This window comes from Paraburkholderia sp. SIMBA_030, assembly GCF_046535245.1.
Taxonomy (GTDB): domain Bacteria; phylum Pseudomonadota; class Gammaproteobacteria; order Burkholderiales; family Burkholderiaceae; genus Paraburkholderia.
The window spans coordinates 24,449-48,665 of record NZ_JAWRXB010000003.1 but is presented as its reverse complement, the minus strand read 5'-3'; the positions used below and the strand labels follow the sequence as shown (position 1 = coordinate 48,665).

Here is a 24,217-nt window from a genome sequence, read left to right as displayed (position 1 = left end):
CGAGGAAGCACGATGAATGCAGTAGCAAGAAAGAAGGGACTGGGCCGGGGTCTGGAAGCATTGCTCGGCGGCAGCCCGGATATCACCGAGGCAGTAGTGATCGAGGGCGCGCCCAATGTGCTGCCGCTCAGTAAACTTCAAGCAGGTAAGTACCAGCCGCGCACGCGCATGGACGAGGGCGCGCTGCAGGAGCTAGCGGCGAGCATCCGCGCGCAGGGGTTGATGCAGCCGATCCTCGTGCGGCCCGTTTCGGCGGACAGGTACGAGATCATCGCCGGCGAGCGGCGTTTCCGTGCGGCGCGCCTCGCCGGACTCGACGAGGTGCCGGTACTGGTGAGGGACGTGCCGGACCAGGCCGCTGCCGCGATGGCGCTGATCGAGAATATTCAGCGCGAAGACCTGAACCCGCTTGAAGAGGCGCAGGGCATTCAGCGCTTGCTCGACGAATTCAACTTTACGCATGAGCAGGCGGCTGAATCGGTCGGCCGTTCGCGCAGCGCAGTGTCGAACCTGCTGCGCTTGCTGAACCTGGCGTCGCCCGTGCAAACGATGCTGCTGGCCGGCGACCTCGACATGGGGCACGCGCGCGCGCTGTTGGCCGTCGACGCCGCAACACAGATCACGCTGGCCAACCAGGTCGTCAACAAGCGCATGTCGGTGCGCGAAACCGAAAAGCTGGTGACCACCACCACCAAGGCGGCGCCGGCAGTGAAGGCGCGCGCGAATCAGGACGGCGGCCGTGATACACGACGCCTCGAAGAAGAATTGTCCGATTTGCTCGCCGCAACGGTAAAGATCAAGCTCGGCCGGCGCGGCCGCGGCCAGGTGCTGGTGGATTTCGGCGACCTCGATGCGCTGGAAGGCATCCTGGTCCGGTTGCGCGGCAACGCCACGGCCTGATCGCGACGGCGAGTTGAACGTGAAGAGTGCCGAACGTGCTTGCGGACTGTCCGGATGGATACCGCTCGCAAGCTGTTCGGCAGCGGTAGGTTTATTGCAGCGGCTGCAATCGCAAGCTTGGGCGGTTCACCGCGCTCCCTGATTGTTTGCAAGCCGTATTGATATCTGGCGAATTCCTAAGTTTTAAATCAGCAGAATATACTTTGGATTCCTAATGTAAAAGCTTTGTTGCGCTTGTGGCATCTTGTCTGACCGCCACGCAGCCGAATGTCCCGTAGCTGCTGCGAAGTCATCGCGCTGCGGCGAAAGAGTATCCGCAGTAACAATGCGCGCTCTGCCAAAAGCGCCAGCATTCGGACGCCCCTTTCACCGCTAGCCGGTACAGTCCTACAAATCCACCGCGCCACGCCAGAATTTACTTCTGTTGCATTTTTGAGACGCACGCCATAGCGTCGAAACGACGCATCTACAAGATCGAGCATGCCCAATTCATCGCGCATGTTTAGCCACCCCCCGACCGCCTTACATTTGCCGTGTATAACCACGCGAACCCGCCGCTGCCGCATGGTGAATGCCGGTTTCACGCAGTTTATTGGACGGCCTAAAGTCTTGAATTGCCTGCAACTATCGCTTACAATCGCCCGGATTTAATTGCACTGCAACCCCGTAAGCGCAGCGTAAGCTCGCGGGCTGAACAAGACTTTCGGAACACTGCGATGGCGGGCAAAGCGTCGAATCAAGCGCCGAAGAATGGGCACGACGAACACCGCGCAGAACGCACCGTTTCCGATGCGTCCACCGGTCAGCCCGTTGCAACTGACGATGCGTGGGATGTCGAGCAGCAAGATAACAATATCGTTCCGCTCACCCGGGTCGAGGCTGAAAAGCTGTTTGGCCCGAATGTGAGTCGTCCATCGCGTGTCACGCCTTTCAAGGTCGTGGCGGCGCAAATGGTTTTGTCCCTGGGTGCGACGCTGGTGTGGTGGCTGTTCTACAAGCCGCCGGGCGCTGCTGCGCTGTCCGCGTTCCTGGGGGGGGCGATCTGCTGGGTGCCGAGCGCGCTGTTCGCGGCACGTCTTAGAACGCTGAGCGGCGCCAAAACAGCGATGAGCTGGATGATCGGCGAAGCGCTCAAGATGGGGACAACGATTGCGATGTTTGTAGCCGTCGCCTTCTGGTATCACGACGTATGCTGGGTGCCGCTGCTCGTGACTTACCTCATCGCGCTTAAGACTTATTGGATCGCCCTCGCGTGGCGTTAAGGTCGTAGCAGAGAGTAGCAGCACAAAATTCAGGCTGGCGCGCAGCGCTGGCGTAAGGAGTGCGGATATGACACGATCCGCACCCGGTGTTTTCCCGCAATACAGCATGGCGGCGGGAACGGCCTAAGACGATTTTCGACAATTTGGGTGGCTTTAACGATATGGCAGCTAGCGAAGGCACGCGCGCAATGGATCCGTCCGAGTACATCGCGCACCACTTGCAAAACCTTTCCACCGCGCACCAGACGTCGATTTTCGACATTCACGTGTGGAATCTGGACACTCTCTTCTGGTCGATCGTTTGCGGTCTGGCCACCATCTTCATTCTGCATCTCGCCGCCCGTAAGGCGACGTCCGGCGTGCCGGGCCGTTTCCAGTGCGCGATCGAAATGCTGGTCGAAATGGTCGAGGATCAATCGAAGTCGATGATCCACGGCACGCGTACTTTCATCGCCCCGTTGGCACTGACCGTGTTCGTCTGGGTTGCCCTGATGAACTCGCTCGACTTCATCCCCGTCGACCTGCCGGGCCGCGTGATCGGCTGGCTGGGCCTGTCGGAAGTCATCCCCCATCACCGCATCGTGCCGACCGCCGACCTGAACGGTACGCTCGGCATCGCACTCGGCGTGTTCGCGCTGATGATTTACTACAACTTCAAGATCAAGGGCGCAGGCGGCTTCATGCATGAACTGCTGTCGGCTCCGTTCGGCGCGCATCCGTTGCTGTGGATCCCGAACCTTGCATTGAACATCATCGAGTTCGTCGCAAAGACGGTTTCGCTCGGCATGCGGCTGTTCGGCAACATGTACGCGGGCGAGCTGTTGTTCCTGCTGATTGCTCTGCTCGGCAGCATGTGGGGTTTCGGCGCGGACGCGTCAGTGCTCGGCTTTATCGGCCACGTCATCGCAGGCACGGTTTGGGCGATCTTCCACATCCTGATCGTTCTGCTGCAGGCATTCATTTTCATGATGCTGACGCTGGTGTACATCGGACAGGCACACGACAGCCACTAATCACGGCGTGTCGAACGACGAATTGTTTTAGTTTTTGTTTTATTAAATCCCAGTTCCAACCAGTTCTAAAAGACTTTTCACAAAGGAGTGATCATGCAAGCTTTCATCGCCAACATCCAGGGTCTGACCGCCATCGGTATCGGCATCATCATCGGCCTGGGTGCAATCGGCGCCTGTATCGGTATCGGCCTGATGGGCGGCAAGTACATCGAAGCATGCGCTCGTCAGCCGGAACTGATGAACCCGCTGCAAACCAAGATGTTCCTGCTGGCTGGTCTGATCGATGCGGCATTCCTGATTGGCGTTGGTGTGGCAATGCTGTTTGCGTTTGCGAACCCGCTGCTGTCGAAGCTGGCAGGCTGAGGTTCCTCGGAAGTTTGCGCTTGAGCTATAACTAGTAAAAGCGCAGGGCGAAACGCGCACTTAGGCGCTGATCGAATCCAGAATCGATGAGCGCCTTGCCGTTTCACTTTCCGAACTAGCAACGTTTAAGGAAACACCGTGAATCTCAACGCAACCCTGTTTGCGCAAATGGTCGTGTTCCTGATCCTCGCGTGGTTCACGATGAAGTTCGTGTGGCCGCCGTTGATCAACGCCCTCGACGAGCGCTCGAAGAAGATTGCCGACGGTTTGTCTGCCGCTGAAAAGGGCAAGGCTGAACTCGAAGCCGCTCACAAGCGCGTCGACCAGGAACTCGCTCAGGCACGCAACGACGGTCAGCAACGCATTGCTGACGCAGAAAAGCGCGCTGTGACAGTCGCTGACGAAATCAAGGCTCAAGCACAAGCCGAAGCCGCTCGTATCATCGCGCAAGCGAAGGCCGACGCGGAACAGCAAGTGGTGAAGGCGCGCGAAACGCTGCGCGGCGAAGTCGCTGCACTCGCCGTGAAGGGCGCTGAACAGATCCTGAAGCGCGAAGTCGACCAGGCAGCTCACGCTGACCTGCTGAATCAACTGAAAGCCGAGCTCTGATCATGGCCGAACTTGCAACCATCGCCCGTCCGTACGCAGAAGCGCTGTTTGGCGTGGCCGAAGCTGGTGACATCGCCGCCTGGTCCACGCTCGTGCAGGAGCTGGCACAGGTTGCGCGTCTGCCCGAAGTGCTGTCGATCTCCTCGAGCCCGAAAGTGAGCCGCGCCCAGGTCAGCGAACTGCTGCTGGCCGCGGTCAAGTCGCCGCTCAAGGACAATGCGCAAGCGAAGAATCTGGTGCAAATGCTGGTCGATAACCATCGCCTGCCATTGCTGCCGGAAATCTCCACGCAGTTCGAAGAGTTGAAGAACGCCCGCGAAGGGGCGGCAGATGTGCTGATCGTTAGCGCATTCCCGCTCGAAGGCGCGCAGTTGAACGACCTCGTCGCAAGTCTCGAACGCAAGTTCAAACGCAAGCTGAAGCCGACGGTCGAAGTCGATCCGTCGCTGATCGGCGGCGTGCGCGTGACGGTCGGCGACGAAGTGCTCGATACCTCGGTCCGCGCGCGGCTTGCCAGCATGCAAACGGCCCTAACGGCCTGAAGCGCCTGAAGCGCTTCAGCGGCTGGCACGCAACAGAATTGACTATCAGGAGCGAATAATGCAACTCAATCCCTCTGAGATCAGCGAGCTGATCAAGAGCCGGATCCAGGGCCTTGAAGCGAGCGCAGACGTTCGCAATCAGGGTACTGTGATCTCCGTGACCGACGGTATCGTGCGTATCCACGGCCTGTCGGAAGTGATGCAGGGCGAAATGCTCGAATTTCCGGGCAACACCTTCGGTCTCACACTGAACCTCGAGCGCGACTCGGTTGGCGCCGTGATTCTGGGCGAGTACGAACACATTTCGGAAGGCGACATCGTCAAGACGACGGGCCGCATTCTCGAAGTGCCGGTGGGTCCGGAACTGCTCGGCCGCGTGGTCGACGCACTCGGCAACCCGATCGACGGCAAGGGCCCGATCAACGCGAAGAAAACCGACGCAATCGAAAAGATTGCGCCGGGCGTGATCTGGCGTAAGTCGGTTTCGGAACCGGTCCAAACCGGTCTGAAGTCGATCGACGCGATGGTGCCGATTGGCCGCGGTCAGCGTGAACTGATCATCGGCGACCGGCAGTGCGGCAAGACCGCAGTCGCAGTCGACACGATCATCAACCAGAAGGGCAAGAACCTCTTCTGTATCTACGTCGCAATCGGCCAGAAGGCTTCGTCGATCATGAACGTGGTGCGCAAGCTGGAAGAAACCGGCGCGCTGGAATACACGATCGTCGTGGCCGCCTCGGCTTCGGAATCGGCTGCGATGCAATACCTCGCACCGTACGCCGGCTGCACGATGGGTGAGTATTTCCGCGACCGCGGTCAAGACGCGCTGATCGTTTATGACGATTTGACCAAGCAAGCTTGGGCATACCGCCAGATCTCGCTGTTGCTGCGCCGCCCGCCGGGCCGCGAAGCATACCCGGGCGACGTGTTCTATCTGCACTCGCGTCTGCTGGAACGTGCCGCTCGTGTGTCGGAAGACTACGTCGAGAAGTTCACGAACGGTGAAGTGAAGGGCAAGAGCGGTTCGCTGACGGCACTGCCGGTCATCGAAACGCAGGCAGGCGACGTGACTGCATTCGTTCCGACGAACGTGATCTCGATTACCGACGGCCAGATCTTCCTGGAAACCGACCTCTTCAACGCAGGTATCCGCCCGGCAATTAACGCCGGCGTGTCGGTGTCGCGGGTCGGTGGTGCGGCTCAAACCAAGGTCGTGAAGAAGCTGTCGGGCGGTATCCGTACCGACCTCGCGCAGTACCGTGAACTCGCGGCGTTCGCGCAGTTCGCCTCGGACCTCGACGAAGCTACCCGCAAGCAGCTGGAGCGCGGCCGTCGCGTGACGGAACTGCTGAAGCAGCCGCAGTATCAGCCGCTGCAAGTGTGGGAACTGGCGATCGCGCTGTTTGCCGCGAACAACGGCTACCTCGACGACCTGGAAGTCTCGCAAGTGCTGCCGTTCGAAAAGGGCCTGCGCGACTACCTGAAGACGAAGCAGGCTGACCTGATCAAGCGCATTGAAGATACCAAGGAACTCTCGAAGGACGACGAAGGCCTGCTGCATACGGCCCTCAAAGACTTCAAGAAGTCCGGCGCTTATTGATCCGCAAGTGATCCGCAAGGCATAAACGGACCTTGAAGCGGCGCGGGCCGCAGGCAACTGAACCCGCGCTGCTTCGATCGCTTTGCATGGGACCCGGGTAAGCGCTAAAGCGCTAACTCGGGCCGACAAGGAGCAAGCAATGGCTGGAATGAAGGAAATTCGCGGCAAGATCAAGAGCGTGCAAAACACGCGCAAGATCACGAAAGCGATGGAGATGGTGGCCGCATCGAAGATGCGCCGCGCTCAGGAGCGCATGCGCGCTGCTCGCCCGTATGCCGACAAGGTCCGCGATATCGCTGCACACATGAGCCGTGCGAACCCGGAGTATCGTCACCCGTTCATGGTGTCGAACGAAGGCGCGAAAACGGCCGGCATCATCCTCGTCACGACCGATAAAGGTCTGTGCGGCGGGATGAATACGAACGTGCTGCGTGCGTCGTTGCAGAAGTTCAAGGAACTGGAAGGCCAGGGCAAGACGATCGAAGCAACTGCGATCGGCACCAGGGGCTTGGGTTTCCTGAACCGTCTGCGCGCCAAGGTGGTGTCGAATGTCGTGAATCTGGGCGACACGCCGCATCTGGAAAAACTGATCGGCGCGGTGAAGGTGCAGCTCGACCTGTACTCGGAAGGCAAGGTTTCGGCGGTGTACCTGGCGTACACGCGCTTCGTCAATACGATGAAGCAGGAGCCGGTGATCGAGCAACTGCTGCCGCTGTCGGCAGAGCAGTTCGAGCGCAGGGAAGAAGACGGCACGATGCCGAGCACGCAGTGGGACTACATCTACGAGCCGGATGCACAGGTAGTGGTGGACGAACTGCTGGTGCGCTATGTCGAAGCGCTGGTCTATCAGGCCGTCGCGGAAAACATGGCATCGGAGCAGTCGGCACGAATGGTCGCCATGAAGGCCGCTTCGGACAACGCGAAGACGGTCATCAACGAACTGCAACTCGTGTACAACAAGAGCCGTCAGGCCGCGATCACGAAAGAACTGTCGGAAATCGTCGGTGGCGCAGCGGCAGTCTGACCTTGACGGTCGAAAACGCCGCTTCGTGTGCGACCGTGAGGCGCACCCGTCCAGGCGACCCCATCGAAACTGCGCCTTTGCGCGAGTGAAGAATTGAGTATCTAAAGGAAAAGCGATGAGTACTACTGCTTTGGTAGAAGGCAAGATCGTACAGTGCATCGGCGCGGTGATCGACGTGGAATTTCCGCGTGAAACCATGCCGAAGATTTACGACGCGCTCATTCTCGAAGGTTCGGAACTGACCCTCGAAGTCCAGCAACAACTGGGCGACGGCGTCGTCCGTACCATCTGTCTGGGTTCATCGGACGGCCTGCGCCGCGGTACGACGGTGAAGAACACCGGCAAGCCGATCAGCGTGCCGGTCGGCAAACCGACCCTCGGCCGGATCATGGACGTGCTGGGTCGCCCGATCGACGAAGCCGGCCCGATCAATTCGGACGTGGTTCGCGGTATTCACCAGAAGGCTCCGGCGTTCGACGAACTGTCGCCGTCGACCGAACTGCTCGAAACCGGCATCAAGGTTATCGACCTGATCTGCCCGTTTGCCAAGGGCGGCAAGGTGGGTCTGTTCGGTGGCGCCGGTGTGGGCAAGACCGTGAACATGATGGAACTGATCAACAACATCGCTAAGGCACACGGTGGTTACTCCGTGTTCGCCGGTGTTGGCGAGCGTACCCGCGAAGGGAACGACTTTTATCACGAAATGAAGGACTCGAACGTTCTCGACAAGGTCGCGCTGGTGTACGGCCAGATGAACGAGCCGCCGGGCAACCGTCTGCGCGTCGCGCTGACCGGGCTGACGATGGCCGAGCACTTCCGTGACGAAGGCCTCGACGTGCTGTTTTTCGTCGACAACATCTACCGTTTCACGCTGGCAGGCACGGAAGTGTCGGCACTGCTCGGCCGTATGCCGTCGGCAGTGGGCTATCAGCCGACGCTCGCTGAAGAAATGGGTAAGCTGCAAGAGCGTATTACGTCGACCAAGACGGGCTCGATCACGTCGGTGCAAGCCGTGTACGTCCCTGCGGACGACTTGACCGACCCGTCGCCGGCTACGACCTTCGGCCACCTGGACGCAACCGTCGTGCTGTCGCGTGACATCGCTTCGCTGGGTATCTACCCGGCAGTGGATCCGCTCGATTCGACCTCGCGTCAGATCGACCCGAACGTGATCGGCGAAGAGCATTACTCGATCACGCGCGGCGTGCAGCAAACGCTGCAGCGCTACAAGGAACTGCGCGACATTATCGCGATTCTGGGCATGGACGAACTGGCGCCGGAAGACAAGCTCGCCGTGGCGCGCGCTCGTAGAATCCAGCGTTTCCTGTCGCAGCCGTTCCACGTCGCCGAAGTGTTCACGGGCTCCCCGGGCAAGTACGTGCCGCTGAAAGAAACGATCCGTGGCTTCAAGATGATCGTTGAAGGCGAGTGCGACCACCTGCCGGAGCAAGCGTTCTACATGGTCGGCACGATCGACGAAGCCTTTGAAAAGGCCAAGAAGATCCAGTAAAGGTCGGGTGTAACGAAGCGGGCGCCGGCCTCGCGCGTATCGATACCTAACGGTATCGGAACGCAAAGCCGGCGCCTCTTACTACGCTCAACCAGCCTTGCATGGGACCCGAGTAAGCGCTAAAGCGCCAACTCCGGTCGAGCCTTGCATGGGACCCGAGTAAGCGCTAAAGCGCTAACTCCGGTCGAGCCTTGCATGGGACCCGAGTAAGCGCTAAAGCGCTAACTCGGGTCGCAACAGGAGTCGATATGGCAACTATTAAAGTAGACGTCGTCAGCGCGGAAGAGCAGATCTTCTCGGGCCAGGCGAAGTTCGTCGCGCTGCCGGGCGAAGCGGGTGAACTCGGCATTCTGCCGGGCCACACGCCGCTCATCACGCGGATTCGTCCGGGTGCGGTGCGCATCGAAGCTGAAAACGGCGAAGAAGAGTTTGTGTTCGTCGCCGGCGGCATTCTCGAAGTCCAACCGGGTGCAGTGACGGTTCTCGCCGACACCGCTATCCGCGGCAAGGATCTCGACGAAGCCAAGGCCGAAGATGCGCGCAAGCGTGCGGAAGAAGCGCTGCAAAACACGGGCTCGAACCTCGAATACGCCACCGCGCAAGCGGAACTGGCGTATGCGACGGCTCAGCTCGCCGCGATCCAGCGTCTGCGCCGACTGCGCGGTCAGAAATAAGCAACGCGTATCAGAAAGAAAGCGGCCCTCATGGCTGCTTTTTTTTGACCTCCACTTGACGTTTACGGAAAGGTCAGCGAAATTCTGCCTTCAGATAAGCGCGGTCCATTCATGCGCTGCGGGTAAGACTTGATGCCTCACGGACATACGCCGGTGGCACAATCGGTTTCAAATTGATTTCACAAGAAAACGCCGTGCCGCCCCAAGTTTTCCGCTTCGCAGGAAGTCCCCCGCCCCGAAGGAAGTCCCCTTGGGGATTGGGGATTGCACCCCCGGAGAGCCCGGCGCGAAGCGACAGGTTTGGGGACACTCAATAGAGCGAGCTTCCGCTCACGGAGACAACACCATGGCAATGCAAGTGTCAGGCGAAGGCGCCCTCATCGAGCCGAAGGACGGTCTTTCGTACGTCCGTGGTTCGACCGACATCCCCTTGAGCAAAGCAACGGTCAGCCAGTTTCTGCGCGACACCGCGCAGCGTTTTCCTGACCGTCCGGCTGTGGTGTTTCGCGAGCAGCGCATTCGCTGGACGTGGAAAGAATTCGCGGAAGAGGTCGACGTGCTGGCGGCCGGGCTGCTCGCGCTCGGCATCGAAACAGGCGATCGCGTGGGGATCTGGTCACCGAACCGGGTGGAGTGGCTGCTCACGCAGTTCGCCACTGCGCGCATTGGCGCCGTGCTGGTCAACATCAATCCGGCTTACCGGCTCGCGGAACTCGAATACGCGTTGAACAAAGTCGGCTGCAAGGCGATCGTCGCCGCAGAGCGGTTCAAAACGTCGATGTACCTCGAGATGCTGCAGGAACTCGCGCCGGAACTGGCCACTCAGGCGCCGGGCGACTTGCGCGCCGCACGCCTGCCTGATCTGCGCTATGTGATCCGCATGTGCGACACGGAAACAGCCGGCATGTTGACCTTCTCCGATGTGATCGAGCAAGGCCGCGCGACGCTCGACGTCACGAGGCTCGACGCCATCGGCGCGACGCTGTCGTGCCACGATCCGATCAACATCCAGTTCACCAGCGGCACAACCGGCAATCCGAAGGGCGCGACGCTGACGCACAGCAACGTCGTCAACAATGCCCGCTATATCGCGATGGCGATGCGCCTGTCCGAGCAGGACGCCCTGTGCATCCCCGTGCCGCTCTATCACTGCTTCGGCATGGTGTTGTCAGTGCTGGCGTGCGTATCGGTCGGCGCGAATATGGTGTTTCCGGGCGAGGGCTTCGACCCTGCCGCCACGTTGGCCGCGGTCACCGAAGAACAATGCACCGCACTACACGGCGTGCCGACCATGTTCATCGCCGAGCTCGATCACCCCAACTTCGCCACCTACGACTTTTCGCATCTGCGCACGGGCATCATGGCCGGCTCACCGTGCCCAATCGAGACGATGAAGAAAGTCGTCTCGAAGATGCATCTGAACGAAATCACCATCGCGTACGGCATGACGGAGACCAGCCCGGTGTCGTTCCAGAGTTCGACGACCGATCCGCTCGACAAGCGCACCACGACGGTCGGCCGCATCCAGCCTCATCTGGAAGTGAAAATCGTCGATCCACTCGGCCAAATCGTGCCGGTGGGCGAGACGGGCGAATTGTGCACCCGAGGCTATTCGGTGATGCAAGGCTACTGGGGCGACGAGGCGAAGACGCAGGAAAGCATTGTCGATGGCTGGATGCACACCGGCGATCTGGCGACGCTCGATGCCGAAGGCTACTGCAACATCGTCGGCCGTCTGAAGGACATGCTGATTCGCGGCGGTGAAAACATCTATCCACGCGAGATCGAGGAGTTTCTGTTCCGCCACCCGAAGATCCAGAGCGTGCAGGTGTTCGGCGTGCCCGATCCGAAGTACGGCGAAGAGGTGTGTGCGTGGATCGTCCTGCGTTCAGGCGAGCAGGCGACGGCTGAAGAGATCCAGCAATTTTGCCAGGGTCAGATCGCCCACTACAAGGTGCCGAAGCATATTCGCTTCGTCGACGAACTGCCGATGACGGTAACCGGCAAAGTGCAGAAGTTCATCATGCGCGAACGGATGATCGGTGAGTTGAAGGTGAAGGAAGACAAGACGGCGTAACGCGCACGCAGGGTTCGGCGCGGCGCAGATTCTTGCGCCGCGCCGGCCGACATTTTGGGAAAAACCGTTTGCCGCCCGAGCCGAAGATGGCCCTGAAAAACGCGCAAACGTTTGACCAGACGAAAAAAAAGCGGGCCTGGAGCCCGCTAAAAACCACACGCTACGGGGTTAGCGCGAGGAGACCAAAGGAGGAACCGACTGAGACGGCGTCCCAGCGCCGACTACGGCCCCAGCAGGGATGCCCCTTCACAGGGCTTCGGCGTACGCCGACCGGCAAGTGCATCGTATCCGCTCACACCACGCACCCAGCCACATCCGTGTTGAAACCGTTGAGGGCATTGTGTGCGAATTACCCTACGAGCGCGGTAACAAAGTGTTTCAGGTTGTAACGCCCGCCAGATAAGGCGTTGCGGGATTTATTGCCAATCGGAAACGTTTTAAACGTAAGTTCTACCGATGGCCGACTCGCAATTTAATACGCCTGATTGATGCCATTCGCGACGCATATCGCGGAACAATCCGTTCAGTCGATTCCGCATGAAATGGTTGCATGATCATCTTTTTCGCGAACGATTGTCCGCGTTACAGGGCCTTGCCGGATCCATGCACTTCATCTTTCCGCGTGCGAGTGTTCGCGCTGCGATGCAGCACGCATGAAGTGCGGACAGGAAAGAAAGCCGCTTGCCCCGATCGCAGCGACAGCTCGACGGCATTGTCCTGCTTTTGCTTACATCCGACGGTCCAGTTACACGGGTGCGCCGGCGCAGTGGAATTATTTAAAAGGGCTATATCCACCCAGCTCGACGGTGACGTTCGCGTGCGGAAAATACTGCTTCGCGAAGGCGCCGCGGCGGTTGCGCTGGCCTGTGCGTGGGCCACGCCGATTTGCATCAAAACACCGGCCAAAGCGCCGAGCAGTGCGAGTGCTGCCTTGTTCCTCGAGCCTCCTTGATTGCGCGTAGTTGTTTGGTAAGGCTGCCGGATGATAGCCCGGCCAATTGCTTGAACATTGGCCGTTCAGTCCGAGTCATGGCGCCCCAGACGAGGTGTCAAAGCCAGGCAAACACGATCTGCGATGCAGTTATTGCCCGCATCAAGCGCGATGCGGCGAGCCGGGTCCGGTAAAATAGCGCTTTGCCTTCAGTCGCACGCAACGTGGCCCATAAACTCCTGAACGATACTTTCCTGCGCGCGCTACTGCGCCAGCCGACCGACTACACGCCGATCTGGCTGATGCGACAGGCGGGCCGCTACCTGCCGGAATACAACGCCACGCGCGCTCGCGCGGGGAGTTTCCTCGATCTGGCGAAGAACCCCGCCTACGCAACGGAAGTCACGCTGCAGCCGCTCGAGCGTTATCCGCTCGACGCCGCAATCCTGTTCTCGGACATCCTGACGGTACCCGACGCGATGGGCCTCGGCCTCGAATTCGTCGCCGGCGAAGGCCCGCAATTCGCACGCCCGGTGCGCACGGAAGACGATGTGGCACGTCTCGCGGTGCCCGACATCGACGCCACGCTGCGCTACGTCACCGACGCGGTGCGCGAAATCCGCATCGCGCTCACCGACGCCCAAGGCTTTCAGCGTGTGCCGCTGATCGGTTTTTCGGGCAGCCCATGGACCTTGGCGTGCTACATGGTCGAAGGCGGCGGCTCGGCAGACTTCCGCACCGTCAAGTCGATGCTCTACGCGCGCCCGGACCTGATTCACCGCATTCTCGATGTCAATGCGAAGTCGGTTGCGGCGTACCTGAACGCGCAGATCGAAGCCGGTGCGCAAGCCGTGATGATTTTCGACACGTGGGGCGGGGCGCTGGCAGACGGCGTCTATCAACGCTTCTCGCTGCATTACATTCAGCAGGTCGTGAGCCAGTTGAAGCGCGATCACGACGGCGAAAAAGTGCCGGTGATCACCTTTACGAAGGGCGGCGGCCTGTGGCTCGACGAGATCGCCGATACCGGCGTCGATGCCGTCGGACTCGACTGGACGGTGAATCTGGGCAAGGCGCGCGAGCGTGTGGGCGGCAAGGTGGCGCTACAAGGCAATATCGATCCGTCGGTGTTGTTCGCCCCGCCGGCTTCAATTCGCATGGAAGCGCGCGCTGTGCTCGATAGCTTCGGCAACCATCCGGGCCACGTTTTCAATCTCGGGCATGGCATCTCGCAATTTACGCCGCCGGAGCATGTTGCCGAACTGGTCGATGAGGTTCACCGCCATAGCCGCGCCATTCGCAGTGGTGCACATGCACCAACGTGACGCTGTAACCGTTACCAGTTCTGCTGCAATGCAGCGAACTGGGCTCTCGGTCTAAGGGCAAAACAGCGGGCTGCGGGCCGCCGGATGGCGGTCTTGCTGTTGTCAAGACTTGACTTATGCACATTCATCACGTTGCGGCGCGGTAGAAGCTTTCATTGTGCCCTAGCCCTTGCACTTTGCAGGCGCATTAGATCTAAGCCTTGTCTGGCAAGGGTTTCACGGCCTCACGACAAAGTGTGCGGAATCCCACAGAAGGTCGGCGCGGCGCGGTTCTTGGCCCTTCAGAGCGAAGTTCTCAACAAAGTTATCCACAGGCACGCGGACCGATTGCAATTGTTCAGCCGAATCCAAAACTTAGCGCCGAAATTGAAGTTTTACTTTAACTTCGACGGGTTCGCCTTCTGCTCAATGCGTACCGCGGCGCGGCATCGTGCCGCATCACCTCACCAGGCCCAGACCGCCGCGTGAGTGCCGTGTTCGTCCGCGTCGCGCTGGATCATCCGCTGCCGACCTTATTCGACTATCGTTGCGACACGCCCGGGCGCGTCGCGCCGGGCTTGCTGGTGAGCGTGCCGTTCGGCAAGCGCCGTGTGGTGGGCCTTGTCTGCGAAGTGACCGCTCACAGCGACGTTCCTGCGGAGCGCTTGCGCGCGGTCGACCATGTTTGCACCGCGTGTTCGCCGGTGTCGGCGGAATGGCTGGCGCTGGCAGCCTTCGCGGCCGACTACTATCAGCGCGGCCTCGGGGAAGTGGCTCTGCCCGCGTTGCCGCAAGCCTTGCGCGACGCATCGCGCTGGACGCGTCTGTTCGCACCGGAAGAGCGTTACCGGCTCACGTCCGAGGGCCGCGACGCGTTGCCGGACGCGTTGCCTGCCCGAGCCAGCGCCCTGAGAAAGCTTGCGCAGGCGCTCGCGGACACCGACTTCCTGCTGGCAGCCGATGCCCGTGCGATCCACCCCAAAGCAATCGCGACCCTCGACGCCTGGCAGGCCGAAGGCTGGGTCGCGCTGGACGTTATCGACGCTGCCGCGGCGCTTGCCGCGCCAAGGTTGCCGGATGCGCCGGCGCCTACATTGCCCACGCTCACCGACGAACAAGCAGCCGCCGTCGGAGCGATCCGCAACGCCAACGGCTTTGCGCCGTTCCTGTTGCACGGCGTGACCGGCAGCGGCAAGACCGAAGTCTATCTGCGCGCGCTCGCCGAAATCCTCGCTGCGAAGCCCGACGCGCAGGCGCTTGTCCTCGTCCCTGAAATCAATTTGACGCCGCAGTTCGAAGCGGCCTTCCGGGCGCGCTTCGCTGCGCTGGAAGGCGCATCGATCGTCACGCTGCACAGCGGCCTCGCGGAAGGTGAGCGCGCCCGCAACTGGTTTGCCGCACACACCGGGCGCGCCCGCATCGTGCTCGGCACGCGGCTAGCGGTGCTGGCATCGCTGCCGAAGCTCGCCATCATCGTCGTCGATGAGGAACACGATCCGGCCTACAAGCAACAGGAAGGCCTGCGCTATTCGGCGCGCGACCTCGCGATCTACCGCGCCAAGCAGCTTGGCTTGCCAGTGGTGCTCGGCTCGGCCACGCCGTCGCTCGAAAGCTGGTGGCAGGCCGATCAGGAGCGCTATACGCGTCTCACGTTGTCGCGCCGCGCCGTTGCTGAAGCCGTGCTGCCGACCGTCAAACTGATCGATCTCGAAGAAGAGCGACGGCGCGGGCGGGCATCGGTGGAAGGGTTGTCCGGACCGTTGATCGCCGCCCTGAAAAACCGGCTGGAACGCGGCGAGCAAAGTCTAGTGTTTCTCAACCGCCGCGGCTACGCGCCTCAACTCGCCTGCGACGCCTGCGGCTGGGTTGCCGGTTGCCCGCGTTGCAGCGCGTATGTCGTCCTGCACAAACCCGAGCGCGCGCTGCGCTGCCACCACTGCGGCTGGGAATCGCGCATTCCGCGCGCGTGCCCGGATTGCGGTAACGTCGACATCGCGCCGATGGGACGCGGCACGCAACGCGTCGAGGAAACGCTGGCGAGCGCGGTGCCCGGCGCCCGCGTGCTGCGTATCGACGCCGACAGCACGCGCCGCAAGGGCAGCGCGCAGGCGCTGTTCTCCGATGTGCACGCGGGCGAGGTCGATATTCTTGTCGGCACGCAGATGATCGCAAAGGGTCACGATTTTCAACGGGTGTCGCTGGTCGGCGTGCTCAACGCCGATACCGCATTGTTTTCGCACGACTTTCGCGCGAGCGAGCGCCTCTTCGCGCAATTGATGCAAGTAAGCGGCCGGGCCGGCCGCGCCGGTTTGCGGGGTGAAGTGCTGGTGCAGACCCGCTATCCGCGCCACGCGCTCTATCACGCGCTGGCCCGGCACGATTACGTCGGCTTCGCCAATTCGACGCTGACCGAGCGTCGCGACGCGCACTTGCCGCCGTTTGCCTATCAGGCGCTACTGCGCGCCGAAGGGCGCACGCTCGAAGCGGCGCTCGCTTTCTTGCAACAGGCGGCTGCGGCGCTGACGGAGATTCCGGCGGCTGAGCGCGTGACCGTCTACGACGCCGTGCCGCTCACCATCGTCAAGGTGATGCACGTGCATCGCGCGCAGTTGCTGATCGAAAGCACGTCGCGTGCGGCGCTGCAAGCGACCTTGCGTGGCTGGCAACCGATGCTACGCAGCCTCAAGGGCGTGCTGCGCTGGAATCTCGAAGTCGACCCGCTGGACATCTAGCGCCAACCCACGTCTAACTTCGGCGTTACTCCTTTAAGTCATATTCATAGAGCGAATGGTCGTTTCGTTTTGCGACTTCGCTCGCCTATATTTCGCCGAATCGGCGCAAGTTTCACAACAATTCCGAAATCCGCGCGTCGATGCACCTCAACTTTTCCCGAGGCATTGCGATGAGCGATACCGACCGCACCCTTCCAACCGGCGCCGCACCTGACAGGCAGCAAAGCACGCGCGGCGGCGGTCTCTTTTCCACTGAAGACTGGTGGGCCGTTTGGGTCGGCCTGTCAGTCATCGTCGTTGCCTGGGCGCTGTTCGCGTCGGGCAGCAGCATCAAATGGCTGGCGGTTGCGCCGGCCAAATGGTCGAGCGCCGGCCAGACCGCTCAGGACTTCGGCAGGCATCTGACGAACTACGTCGCGCTGTTTATCGTGTTCTCGCTGCTGTTCGGCGTGAGTCTCGCCGCGCTGAAGCAGCGGGTCGGATCTTTTCTTCGCGCGTTCCTGATTCTGTTTATTGTGTCGACGCTGATCCTCACGCTCGGCGCGTGGGTCAACGCCTCGAAGTACAACCTCGAGCCGCCGCTGGTGGCGCTGGCGCTCGGCCTGTTGGTCTCGAACGTGTTCAAGCTGCCCGAGTGGTTTTCGGCGGGTTTGCGCGTCGAGTTTTATATCAAGGTCGGTATCGTGCTGCTTGGCGCGACGCTGCCGTTCACGCTGCTGGTATGGGCCGGCCCGGTCGCGGTCGGGCAGGCAACCATCGTCTCGCTCGTCACCTTCTTCGTGATTTTCTTCGCCAGCAAGGCGTTCGGCCTCGACCGCCGCTTTGCCGCCGTGCTGGGCGTGGGCGGCGCGGTGTGCGGCGTGTCGGCGGCGATCGCGATTGCCGGTGCGGTGCGGGCCAAGCGTGAGCAGGCGTCGATAGCGATCACTTTGGTGGTGTTGTGGGCGATCGTGATGATTTTCGCGCTGCCGTTCGCGTCGCGCTCGCTGGGACTATCGACGGGGGTCGCGGGTGCGTGGATCGGCACCTCCGAATTCGCCGATGCCGCGGGCATTGCCGCCGCGCAAGCCTACGGCGACTTCGCGAAACACGCCGGCGGCGCGATTGCCGGCGCACCGGAAGCGTCGTTGCAGGCGTTCACGCTGATGAAGGTGGTCGGCCGCGATATCTGGATCGGCATCTGGGCGTTCCTATTGGCAATCGTCGCGACGACGCGCTGGGAGTCGCTGAACAGCGGCGTCCAGACCAAGGCTAACGCCGGTGAGATCTGGGCGCGCTTTCCGAAATTCGTGATCGGCTTCGTGATGGCGTCGGCGCTGGTGACGTGGATCGCCAGCCACTATTCGCTGGCCGACTACCGCAAGATAGTCACGCCGGAATTCGCTGCGCCGATTACCGCGCTGCGCACGTGGGCGTTCACGTTCTGTTTCCTGAGCATTGGACTGACCACGCGCTTGCGCTCGCTGACGGCCACCGGCCTGAAGCCGTTCCTCGCCTTCACGGCGGGCGTGGTGGTCAATATCGCCATCGGTTACGTGCTGTCCGCGCACGTGTTCGCACCGTACTGGCGTAGCTTGGGGCAGGGCTCGTGACAAGCGTGGCCGGGCGCGTTGCCGGCACCGCGGACGCACGCGATGAAGCGTGCGGGCCGTGCTGCGCAAGCTGCCGGTACCGCGCCGACGATCGGCACTCACTGGAGCAGAGCATTGCGGGCCTCGCCGTGTTCGGTTCCGGGTTTAGTGCGAGCGTGGCGGGCAGCCGGCTATGCCGTCTGCACGACCAGCTCGTTTCCCCCGGCGACGCGTGCGCGCAGTTCGAGCCGATTCCGCGGCATTGACGCGCGCGCTCACATCGCCGCCTGGCTAAACCGGGCGGCGCACTCCCAATCGGAAACCGGCGCCTCTACTTCTTCAATCCCAGCTCGCCGGACTCGATGACTCAATCCCGCAAGGCCGTCCGCGTATCGCCTGCCGACGCGCGCGATGCCTGTCGCGTGCTTCCTTCCTCGGCCGCGCGTTTGCGCGCGCCACCCGTCGCACCGCGGATGAACAGCACCGCGCAAGTCGCGCACATTGCCCAGATGCCCAATATCACCAACCACTTTTCCATTTCGCCTGTCCTCTAAAACCCCGTACCGTTTTTTATTTGCGTGCCCTGCGGCCGCGACCATCCAATCTGTATAACGGCGCGCCGCGCGATTCGATGAGGGTAGATGCGAAAAGAATCACGCCAGGGAAACTACTGATCGCAACCGGTGTCGCCCGGCCCGGCACGATCCTACGGAAACCCCGGCTGCACAAGGCTTTCATCTAGGTGCAACCATGCGTCGCGAATGGTTGCACCTTTTTATTGGGAGGCGTACGATTCGGCGAACTTTTAGTCTTTCGCCAGCTTACGTTGACTGGTATCCGAAGAAGGAAACATGGCTAGCACCACCCTTGGCGTCAAGGTCGACGACCTCCTGCGTTCCCGGCTGAAAGATGCCGCCACTCGCCTCGAACGCACCCCGCACTGGCTGATCAAGCAGGCGATCTTCGCGTACCTCGAAAAGATCGAGCACGGGCAATTGCCGCCCGAACTGTCGGGCGTAACGGGCTCTGCCGATCTGGCCGATGGCGCCGCGGTCGAAAGCGAGGAAGACGGCGCGTCGCACCCGTTCCTCGAATTCGCGCAGAACGTGCAACCGCAATCGGTGTTGCGCGCGGCGATCACCGCCGCGTACCGCAGGCCTGAGCCGGAATGCCTGCCGTTCCTGCTCGGTCAGGCGCGTTTGCCGGCGAATCTCGCGGGCGAAGTGCAGACCATGGCGGGCAAGCTGGTCGAAACGCTGCGCACCAAGAGCAAGGGTGGCGGTGTCGAAGGACTGATTCATGAATTCTCGCTGTCGAGCCAGGAAGGCGTGGCGCTGATGTGCCTCGCCGAAGCGCTGCTGCGCATTCCCGACCGCGCCACCCGCGACGCGCTGATCCGCGACAAGATCAGCAAGGGCGACTGGAAATCGCATGTCGGCCAGGCGCCGTCGCTGTTTGTCAACGCCGCGACGTGGGGCTTGATGATCACCGGCAAGCTGGTGACGACCAACAGCGAAACCGGCCTGTCGTCGGCGCTCACGCGCCTGATCGGCAAGGGCGGCGAGCCGTTGATCAGGAAGGGCGTCGATATGGCGATGCGCCTGATGGGCGAGCAGTTCGTCACCGGCGAGAACATCTCCGAAGCCCTCGCCAATAGCCGCAAATACGAAGCACGCGGCTTCCGCTATTCGTACGACATGCTCGGCGAAGCGGCAACCACCGAAGCCGACGCGCAACGCTACTACGCATCGTACGAACAGGCGATCCACGCGATCGGCAAAGCGGCCGGCGGCCGTGGCATCTATGAAGGTCCGGGCATCTCGATCAAGCTGTCGGCGTTGCACGCACGCTATTCGCGCTCGCAGCAGGAGCGCGCGATGAGTGAACTGCTGCCGCGCGTGCGCTCTTTGGCGATCCTCGCGCGCCGCTATGACATCGGCCTGAACATCGACGCCGAAGAAGCCGACCGCCTCGAAATCTCGCTCGATCTGCTCGAAGCGCTGTGCTTCGATCCCGAACTGGCCGGCTGGAACGGCATCGGCTTTGTGGTGCAGGCATATCAAAAGCGCTGCCCGTTCGTGATCGAATACCTGATCGATCTGGCGCGCCGCAGCCGTCACCGCATCATGGTGCGCCTCGTGAAGGGCGCGTACTGGGATACCGAAATCAAGCGCGCGCAAGTGGACGGCCTCGAAGGCTATCCGGTCTACACGCGCAAGATCTATACGGACGTATCGTACCTGGCGTGCGCAAAGAAGCTGCTCGGCGCGCCCGACGCGGTCTATCCGCAGTTCGCGACGCATAACGCGCACACGCTGTCGGCGATCTATCACCTCGCCGGCAACAACTTCTATCCCGGCCAGTACGAGTTCCAGTGCCTGCACGGCATGGGCGAGCCGTTATATGAGGAAGTCACCGGCCGCGATAAGCTGAACCGTCCGTGCCGCGTGTACGCGCCGGTCGGCACGCATGAAACGCTGCTCGCGTATCTCGTGCGCCGTCTGCTGGAAAACGGTGCGAACACGTCGTTCGTGAACCGCATCGCCGATGAAAGCGTCGCGATCAAGGACCTGATCGCCGACCCGGTCGACGAAGCGTCGAAGATCGTCCCGCTCGGCGCGCCGCACGCGAAAATTCCGCTGCCGCGCAATCTGTATGGCGCCGAGCGCCTCAATTCGATGGGTCTCGATCTGTCGAACGAACATCGTCTGGCGTCGCTGTCGTCGGCGTTGCTGGCGAGCGCGCATCATCCGTGGCGCGCCGCGCCGATGCTCGAAGACAACGAGATCGCCGCCGGCGCCGCCCGCGACGTGCGCAATCCGGCTGATCATCGCGATCTGGTCGGCACAGTCGTCGAAGCGACCCCGGAACACGTGAGCGCCGCACTCGCCCACGCGGTTGCCGCCGCGCCGATCTGGCAAGCGACGCCGGTCGACGCGCGCGCCGATTGCCTCGCACGTGCCGCCGACCTGCTCGAAGCGCAGATGCATACGCTGATGGGGCTGGTGGTGCGCGAAGCCGGCAAATCGCTGGCGAACGCGGTGGCGGAAATCCGCGAAGCGATCGACTTCCTGCGCTACTACTCGACGCAGATTCGCGACGAGTTTTCCAACGACACGCATCGCCCGCTCGGTCCGGTCGTGTGTATCAGCCCGTGGAATTTCCCGCTGGCGATTTTCATGGGCCAGGTGGCCGCGGCATTGGCTGCGGGCAACACCGTGCTCGCGAAGCCGGCCGAACAAACGCCGCTGATCGCCGCACAAGCCGTGCGTATCCTGCGCGAAGCCGGCGTGCCGGCAGGCGCGGTGCAACTGCTGCCGGGCGACGGTGAAACGGTTGGCGCCGCTTTGGTGGCCGACCCGCGCACTCGCGCGGTGATGTTCACCGGCTCGACCGAAGTCGCGCGCCTGATCAACAAGACGTTGTCCGGCCGTCTCGATCCGGACGGCAAGCCGATTCCGCTGATCGCCGAAACCGGTGGTCAGAACGCGATGATCGTCGACTCGTCGGCGCTCGCCGAGCAGGTGGTCGCGGATGTGCTGCAGTCGTCGTTCGATTCCGCCGGTCAACGGTGTTCCGCGCTGCGCGTTCTTTGTCTACAGGATGATGTTGCGGACCGCACACTGGAAATGCTGACCGGCGCGATGCGCGAGCTGGCCGTGGGCAATCCGGATCGTCTGTCGATCGACGTCGGCCCGGTGATCGACCTCGACGCGAAGCGCGGCATCGACGCGCATATCGCGGCGATGCGCGAGAAAGGCCGCAAGGTCGAGCAGCTGCCGACGCCGGAAGGCTGCGCGCAAGGCACCTTCGTGCCGCCGACGCTGATCGAACTCGACAGCATCGACGAACTGAAGCGCGAAGTGTTCGGCCCGGTGCTGCATGTGGTGCGTTACCGCCGCAGCCAACTGGACAAGCTGCTCGAGCAGATCCGCACGACCGGCTACGGCCTGACGCTCGGCATTCACACGCGAATCGACGAAACGATCGCGCACGTGATCAGCCGCGCGCACGTCGGCAACATCTACGTGAACCGCAACGTGATCGGCGCGGTGGTGGGGGTTCAGCCGTTCGGCGGCGAAGGTTTGTCGGGCACGGGGCCGAAGGCGGGTGGCGCGCTCTATCTGCAACGTCTGTTGGCCACGCGTCCGGCCGGTTTGCCGAAGTCGTTGGCGGACGCATTGATGGTGGATGCACCGCAAGCCGCGGAAAACAGCGACAATCCGTCCGCGGCGTTGACGATGCTGCGCGACTGGCTGATCGCCGAACGCCAGCCGGTGTTGGCCGCGCGCTGTGACGGCTATCTGTCGCATGTGCTGGCGGGCGCGACGGCGGTATTGTCGGGGCCCACCGGCGAGCGCAACACCTACACGTTGGGCGCGCGCGGCACGGTGCTGTGCGTGGCGTCGACGGCAAGCGGCGCCCGGGTGCAACTGGCGGCGGTGCTCGCCACCGGCAACCGCGCGCTGTTCGACGGCGCGGCCGGCGAGCAACTGGTGTCGACGCTGCCCGCCGCATTGAAGTCTCATGCAAGCGTGAGGAAGAGCGCCGATACGCCTTTCGACGCGGTGTTGTTCGAAGGCGATAGCGACGAATTGCTGGCGCTGGTCAAGGAAGTCGCGCAGCGCCCGGGGCCGATCGTCTCGGTGCAAGGCGTCGCGGCTCGCGCGCTGGAAAGCGGCGATGAGGATTACGCGCTCGAGCGTCTGTTGACGGAACGCTCGGTCAGCGTGAATACGGCAGCAGCCGGCGGTAATGCAAATTTGATGACGATCGGTTGAGCGAACCTCATCGATTCTCTCAATAAAACGGAAGCGGTACGGCGATCCCGAAACCGCTCCATCCACACCTGGTACCAAGGAGAAGCTATGCAATACAAGATGAAACAGCTGGCAGGCGCAGCGCTGGTTGCAGCGATGTCGCTGGCGGGGACGGCCAACGCTCAATCGACGGAAGACGTGAAGATCGGTTTCGCCGGTCCGATGACGGGCGCGCAGGCGCACTACGGCAAAGACTTCCAGAACGGCATCACGCTGGCTGTCGAGGACATGAACGCGACCAAGCCGGTGATCGGCGGCAAGCAGGTCCGCTTCGTGCTGGATTCGGCCGACGACCAGGCTGACCCGCGCACCGGCACGACCGTTGCACAAAAGCTGGTGGATGACGGCATCAAGGGCATGCTCGGCCACTTCAACTCGGGCACCACGATTCCGGCTTCGCGCATCTACGCGAACGCGGGCATCCCCGAAATCGCGATGGCGACGGCGCCGGAATACACGCAGCAAGGCTTCAAGACCACGTTCCGCATGATGACGTCCGACACGCAGCAAGGTTCGGTCGCCGGCACGTTCGCGGTGAAGAGCCTGGGCGTGAAGAAGATCGCGATCGTCGACGACCGCACGGCTTATGGCCAGGGTCTGGCCGATCAGTTCGAAAAGGCAGCGAAGGCGTCGGGCGCGACCATCGTCGATCGTGAATACACGAACGACAAGGCTGTCGACTTCAAGTCGATCCTGACCAAGCTGAAGTCGGTCAATCCGGACCTGATCTATTACGGCGGCGCGGATTCGCAAGCGGCACCGATGGTCAAGCAGATGAAGGCACTGGGCATCAAGGCGCCGCTGATGGGCGGCGAAATGGTCCACACGCCGACGTTCATTCAGATCGCGGGTGACGCAGCGAACGGCACGGTGGCATCGCTCGCCGGCCTGCCGCTGGAAGAAATGCCGGGCGGCAAGGACTACGTCGCGAAGTACAAGAAGCGTTTCAACGAAGACGTGCAAACGTACTCGCCGTACGCCTACGACGGCGCGATGGCCATGTTCGACGCAATGAAGAAGGCTAACTCGACCGATCCGGCCAAATACCTGCCGCTGCTCGCGAAGACCTCGATGCCGGCCGTGACGTCGGCGAACCTCGCGTACGACGGCAAGGGCGACCTGAAAAACGGCGGCATCACGCTGTACAAGGTTGTCGACGGCAAGTGGACGACGCTGCAAAGCGTGGGTGGAAAGTAAGCTGTTTTTGCTTGAGCGTGCGAGTGTCGAGCGCGGTTTTGGCGTGGCGCTCGACGCACAAAAAAGCCCTGCGGAGTGATTAGCCGCA

General features: G+C 61.9%; 18 protein-coding genes. 17 read left to right on the top strand and 1 reads right to left on the bottom strand.

Annotation, left to right across the window (positions count from 1 at the left end; all coding sequences use genetic code 11):
• Positions 1 to 12 precede the first annotated feature (12 nt).
• The 15 genes from SB772_RS05550 to SB772_RS05480 all read left to right on the top strand — a co-directional run bounded on the left by SB772_RS05550 (position 13) and on the right by SB772_RS05480 (position 18,378).
• Positions 13 to 900: a ParB/RepB/Spo0J family partition protein gene (locus SB772_RS05550; RefSeq protein WP_410832289.1), complete on the top strand. Its 888-nt coding sequence runs from the start codon at positions 13 to 15 to the stop codon at positions 898 to 900.
• Between the two features lie 716 nt (positions 901 to 1,616).
• Positions 1,617 to 2,162, top strand: coding sequence for an ATP synthase subunit I (locus tag SB772_RS05545; protein WP_410832628.1), 546 nt, complete (start codon positions 1,617 to 1,619; stop codon positions 2,160 to 2,162).
• 161 nt (positions 2,163 to 2,323) lie between these two features.
• Positions 2,324 to 3,175: a F0F1 ATP synthase subunit A gene (gene atpB, locus SB772_RS05540; protein WP_410832288.1), complete on the top strand. Its 852-nt coding sequence runs from the start codon at positions 2,324 to 2,326 to the stop codon at positions 3,173 to 3,175.
• A 93-nt stretch (positions 3,176 to 3,268) separates the two neighbouring features.
• A complete protein-coding gene (gene atpE, locus SB772_RS05535) occupies positions 3,269 to 3,538 on the top strand; it encodes a F0F1 ATP synthase subunit C (protein WP_007180033.1) in 270 nt (89 codons plus the stop codon).
• 138 nt (positions 3,539 to 3,676) lie between these two features.
• The gene (locus tag SB772_RS05530) at positions 3,677 to 4,147 is read left to right on the top strand and encodes a F0F1 ATP synthase subunit B (protein WP_054038575.1); all 471 of its coding nucleotides are present in this window, start codon (positions 3,677 to 3,679) and stop codon (positions 4,145 to 4,147) included.
• Positions 4,148 to 4,149: 2 nt separating this feature from the next.
• On the top strand, positions 4,150 to 4,689 hold the full coding sequence (locus tag SB772_RS05525; protein ID WP_410832287.1) for a F0F1 ATP synthase subunit delta: 540 nt from the start codon (positions 4,150 to 4,152) through the stop codon (positions 4,687 to 4,689).
• Positions 4,690 to 4,747: 58 nt separating this feature from the next.
• The gene (gene atpA, locus SB772_RS05520) at positions 4,748 to 6,289 is read left to right on the top strand and encodes a F0F1 ATP synthase subunit alpha (protein ID WP_410832286.1); all 1,542 of its coding nucleotides are present in this window, start codon (positions 4,748 to 4,750) and stop codon (positions 6,287 to 6,289) included.
• A 139-nt stretch (positions 6,290 to 6,428) separates the two neighbouring features.
• Positions 6,429 to 7,313, top strand: coding sequence for a F0F1 ATP synthase subunit gamma (gene atpG, locus SB772_RS05515; protein ID WP_410832285.1), 885 nt, complete (start codon positions 6,429 to 6,431; stop codon positions 7,311 to 7,313).
• 115 nt (positions 7,314 to 7,428) lie between these two features.
• The gene (atpD, locus tag SB772_RS05510; protein WP_410832284.1) at positions 7,429 to 8,823 is read left to right on the top strand and encodes a F0F1 ATP synthase subunit beta; all 1,395 of its coding nucleotides are present in this window, start codon (positions 7,429 to 7,431) and stop codon (positions 8,821 to 8,823) included.
• Between the two features lie 248 nt (positions 8,824 to 9,071).
• Positions 9,072 to 9,497, top strand: a complete 426-nt coding sequence (locus tag SB772_RS05505) for a F0F1 ATP synthase subunit epsilon (protein WP_410832283.1) — start codon at positions 9,072 to 9,074, stop codon at positions 9,495 to 9,497.
• Positions 9,498 to 9,843: 346 nt separating this feature from the next.
• On the top strand, positions 9,844 to 11,574 hold the full coding sequence (locus tag SB772_RS05500) for an AMP-binding protein (protein ID WP_410832282.1): 1,731 nt from the start codon (positions 9,844 to 9,846) through the stop codon (positions 11,572 to 11,574).
• Between the two features lie 1,155 nt (positions 11,575 to 12,729).
• Positions 12,730 to 13,830 (top strand): uroporphyrinogen decarboxylase, encoded by a 1,101-nt coding sequence (gene hemE / locus SB772_RS05495; RefSeq protein WP_410832281.1) that lies wholly within the window; start codon positions 12,730 to 12,732, stop codon positions 13,828 to 13,830.
• 464 nt (positions 13,831 to 14,294) lie between these two features.
• Positions 14,295 to 16,541: a primosomal protein N' gene (locus tag SB772_RS05490; protein WP_410832280.1), complete on the top strand. Its 2,247-nt coding sequence runs from the start codon at positions 14,295 to 14,297 to the stop codon at positions 16,539 to 16,541.
• Positions 16,542 to 16,711: 170 nt separating this feature from the next.
• Positions 16,712 to 18,133, top strand: a complete 1,422-nt coding sequence (locus SB772_RS05485; RefSeq protein ID WP_410832279.1) for a YeiH family protein — start codon at positions 16,712 to 16,714, stop codon at positions 18,131 to 18,133.
• On the top strand, positions 18,130 to 18,378 hold the full coding sequence (locus SB772_RS05480; protein WP_410832278.1) for a hypothetical protein: 249 nt from the start codon (positions 18,130 to 18,132) through the stop codon (positions 18,376 to 18,378). The genes SB772_RS05485 and SB772_RS05480 overlap by 4 nt, the downstream gene beginning before the upstream one ends.
• A 101-nt stretch (positions 18,379 to 18,479) precedes the next feature.
• Here SB772_RS05480 and SB772_RS05475 read toward each other — a convergent pair whose 3' ends face one another.
• The gene (locus SB772_RS05475) at positions 18,480 to 18,650 is read right to left on the bottom strand and encodes a hypothetical protein (RefSeq protein ID WP_410832277.1); all 171 of its coding nucleotides are present in this window, start codon (positions 18,648 to 18,650) and stop codon (positions 18,480 to 18,482) included.
• A gap of 313 nt (positions 18,651 to 18,963) precedes the next feature.
• Here SB772_RS05475 and putA point away from each other — a divergent pair, with 313 nt between their 5' ends.
• Together putA and SB772_RS05465 are read left to right on the top strand one after the other, a co-directional pair.
• Positions 18,964 to 22,893: a trifunctional transcriptional regulator/proline dehydrogenase/L-glutamate gamma-semialdehyde dehydrogenase gene (putA, locus tag SB772_RS05470; RefSeq protein ID WP_410832276.1), complete on the top strand. Its 3,930-nt coding sequence runs from the start codon at positions 18,964 to 18,966 to the stop codon at positions 22,891 to 22,893.
• An 87-nt stretch (positions 22,894 to 22,980) separates the two neighbouring features.
• The gene (locus SB772_RS05465; RefSeq protein WP_410832275.1) at positions 22,981 to 24,129 is read left to right on the top strand and encodes a branched-chain amino acid ABC transporter substrate-binding protein; all 1,149 of its coding nucleotides are present in this window, start codon (positions 22,981 to 22,983) and stop codon (positions 24,127 to 24,129) included.
• Positions 24,130 to 24,217 lie beyond the last annotated feature (88 nt).

Coding starts and splice junctions, on each gene's coding strand:
- atpA (WP_410832286.1), top strand. CDS start 4,748: ATGCAACTCAATCCCTCTGAGATCAGCGAGCTGATCAAGAGCCGGATC.
- SB772_RS05475 (WP_410832277.1), bottom strand. CDS start 18,650: ATGGAAAAGTGGTTGGTGATATTGGGCATCTGGGCAATGTGCGCGACT.
- SB772_RS05465 (WP_410832275.1), top strand. CDS start 22,981: ATGCAATACAAGATGAAACAGCTGGCAGGCGCAGCGCTGGTTGCAGCG.
- SB772_RS05525 (WP_410832287.1), top strand. CDS start 4,150: ATGGCCGAACTTGCAACCATCGCCCGTCCGTACGCAGAAGCGCTGTTT.
- SB772_RS05550 (WP_410832289.1), top strand. CDS start 13: ATGAATGCAGTAGCAAGAAAGAAGGGACTGGGCCGGGGTCTGGAAGCA.
- SB772_RS05545 (WP_410832628.1), top strand. CDS start 1,617: ATGGCGGGCAAAGCGTCGAATCAAGCGCCGAAGAATGGGCACGACGAA.
- SB772_RS05485 (WP_410832279.1), top strand. CDS start 16,712: ATGAGCGATACCGACCGCACCCTTCCAACCGGCGCCGCACCTGACAGG.
- atpG (WP_410832285.1), top strand. CDS start 6,429: ATGGCTGGAATGAAGGAAATTCGCGGCAAGATCAAGAGCGTGCAAAAC.
- putA (WP_410832276.1), top strand. CDS start 18,964: ATGGCTAGCACCACCCTTGGCGTCAAGGTCGACGACCTCCTGCGTTCC.
- atpD (WP_410832284.1), top strand. CDS start 7,429: ATGAGTACTACTGCTTTGGTAGAAGGCAAGATCGTACAGTGCATCGGC.
- SB772_RS05505 (WP_410832283.1), top strand. CDS start 9,072: ATGGCAACTATTAAAGTAGACGTCGTCAGCGCGGAAGAGCAGATCTTC.
- atpB (WP_410832288.1), top strand. CDS start 2,324: ATGGCAGCTAGCGAAGGCACGCGCGCAATGGATCCGTCCGAGTACATC.
- SB772_RS05500 (WP_410832282.1), top strand. CDS start 9,844: ATGGCAATGCAAGTGTCAGGCGAAGGCGCCCTCATCGAGCCGAAGGAC.
- atpE (WP_007180033.1), top strand. CDS start 3,269: ATGCAAGCTTTCATCGCCAACATCCAGGGTCTGACCGCCATCGGTATC.